Source organism: Corynebacterium sp. 5QC2CO (assembly GCF_024580435.1).
GTDB classification, from domain to species: domain Bacteria; phylum Actinomycetota; class Actinomycetes; order Mycobacteriales; family Mycobacteriaceae; genus Corynebacterium; species Corynebacterium jeikeium_D.
Window position 1 is genome coordinate 1 of sequence record NZ_JANIKI010000025.1, and the last position, 2,632, is coordinate 2,632.

1 protein-coding gene and 1 rRNA gene are annotated in these 2,632 nt (G+C 54.1%); one reads left to right on the plus strand and one right to left on the minus strand.

Going from position 1 to position 2,632, the window contains the following annotated elements:
- Positions 1–94: ribosomal RNA gene (gene rrf / locus NQ014_RS10765) — 5S ribosomal RNA — on the plus strand; the annotation flags it as partial.
- A gap of 533 nt (positions 95–627) precedes the next feature.
- On the opposite strand, the gene NQ014_RS10770 is transcribed toward rrf, so the two are convergent.
- Positions 628–2,076 (minus strand): nucleobase:cation symporter-2 family protein, encoded by a 1,449-nt coding sequence (locus tag NQ014_RS10770; protein WP_257075333.1) that lies wholly within the window; start codon positions 2,074–2,076, stop codon positions 628–630.
- Between the last annotated feature and the right edge of the window lie 556 nt (positions 2,077–2,632).

The following is a 2,632-nucleotide window of genomic DNA, read 5'->3' on the forward strand; positions in this document are numbered from 1 at the left end:
CACGCCCGGTCCCATTCCGAACCCGGAAGCTAAGTCCACCAGCGCCGATGGTACTGCACTCGGGAGGGTGTGGGAGAGTAGGTCGCCGCCGGCATAAATACTTTTTGTTGGTGGGTCGTTGCAGCCAAATCCCCTGTGTGGGGCGGGGGCTGCCGCGGCCCACCTTTTGTTTTACCTACGAGTAAACGACATTCAATCGATATATGTCGAGCTTATGTTTCGGTGATAGCCACTGATCTTGCTTGGTTACGGGCATTTGGAACGGGTCCGATGCGCAGTAGGCCGGTCGAAGGCTCGTTGAATTCTGGCACTGCGCTTGCTGGCATGTCTGATTCATTTATTGCACTTCTCTGACTATCACTGTCAGTCATGCCTACACGCCGATACCCCGGTTCAATTGGGGTTTTACTGGAAAGCTGTCCAAATAGGGATTCATACGCTATTCGGAATTCGTCCTGATTCTCGAGTCGTACCTTCGAGACAACGCGGCGCCGTTCTCGATCGTGCCAAAAGGAAATCCCGTATGGGCGAGGTAATGCCTGCGCCCATACGGGAATGTGTTGTATTTAGTCACGCCAGCGCGGTCTGGGATTGAGCTAGCCAGCCGCGCTAATCAAAGTACCGAAGTTAGTTATTACTGCTCGGCTTAGCCGGCGGGACGTCGCCGTAGCCGTCGTGGTCCTTATCTTCAGAGTTGATACCTCCGCGGAAGGTGTCGTGAGCACTCGGAGTAACTGCGTGCGGTGCACGGTCGGCGGTGTTGAACAAAAGGTTCAAGATGATTGCTGCGACGGAACCTACACAGATGCCCGAGGCCATAAACGTTTGTGCCCACGCCGGCAGTCCGGAGAATAGTTCGGGCGATACAGCAGGAAGCAATGCCAGTGCCAACGGAATACCAACGACGATTACGTTGGATTCAGTGAACTTAACCTTGGATAGGGTGCGGACGCCAGATGCTGCGACCATGCCGAACAAGGCGATACCGGCACCTCCCAAAACTGGAGCTGGAATTGCAGCAACGAGAGCGGCCGTCTTCGGAATCAGGCCCAGAACCAGCAGCATTCCGCCTGCAGCTGCGGTAACCCACCGGGATCGCACACCCGTGATGGACAGGACGCCGATGTTCTGGGCAAACGCCGTGTATTGGAAGGTATTGAAAATACCGCCGAGCACGGTCGCAGCACCGTCGGCACGCAGTGTGTCGGCAATACGGCGATTATCAATCTCGGTCTCGGTAATCTCACCGATTGCAAGCACATCTCCAGTCGCTTCGACCATAGTCACAAGCGAAACAATGCACATGGCAAATACGGCCGAGAAGACAAACTCAGGCATGCCGAAGTAGAACGGATGTGTCAGCCCAAAGATTGGTGAGTCCTTGGTCCCAGACCAATCCACCATTCCCAATGGAATGCATAGCAGCAACCCAGAAATCATGCCCACTAGAACGGCGATTCGGGCGAGCCATTCCGGTGCCCAACGCTCAATACTGAGGATCAAGACCAACACAAACACAGCTACTGCCAAGTTTTGGGGTGTGCCGAAATCAGGAGTGTCCTTTACTTCAGCACCGCCACCAACCCAGTCGGCTGCGACTGGCATAAGCGTCGTGCCGATAATCAATAGCACCGTACCAGTGACCAACGGCGGAAATAGGCGTAGAAGCGACGCGAAAAGCGGTGCAAAGAGCATTATGAAGATGCCCGATGCGATCACCGAACCGTAGATTGCGGGCACGCCGTATTGCGATCCGATAGTGACCATCGGAATGGCGGCAGAGAAGGTACAGCCCTGAATCAGTGGTAGTCGCACACCAAATCGCCAAATACCCACCGATTGCACGATGGTGGCGATGCCGGCAACAAACAGGTCCGCGGCAATTAGGTGCGGAATATCGGATGGGGACATACGCCCGGCATCCACAAGTGCCCAGCCCACGAAAAGCGGGACTGCCACCGCGCCTGCATACGCGGCGAGCACATGTTGAAAGCCGAGTACAAGCAGTTTCACATGGCCCGGATACTCATCGACCGGATGGACGGTCCGGGCATCGGTCTTCGTTGATGTAGTCACAGTTCGACTTTAGTTCCATAGTCCAGCTTTTCCTCACTGGAGCTTTCTATTGGGGTGGTTTCGCTCCATCTCGCTTTACGACGAGGCTTTCGGGCCACGTCATTCTGCTGAGATAGTTCGTTAGTGTGCGTGAGCGGCCGGTGAACGAATGCATTGCCGAACAGCTTTAAGTGAAACTCTAGAGTTATGGTCTTCTATTAGCTCGAAAGTTCCCTAGAAAGGCATTGTGACCTGGGGGTTCGCTTTATGTGTGAAGTGTGTGTAATGTATCCGGGGTCAGCGCGACAGGGCGATGTGATCGCTTGTTGTGGTGATGTGGGGGAGAGTTTACTTTGTATTCACGGTCGGTTTGACTTGTGTTTGCAGTGAAGGTAGAGTCTTCTTCTGCTGCTCATGGGGTGGCTGCTGCTTGGTTGTGGTGGTTGTTTTGTGGGTGTGTGTTGTGTGAGAACTCAATAGTGTGCCGATGTACTAACTAATACTTTTTTGGGAAAGTGCTTGTTTGGTTGTCGTGTGCGTGTGTGTTGCTGGTGGGTGCCGGGGGCCTTTGTTTGTT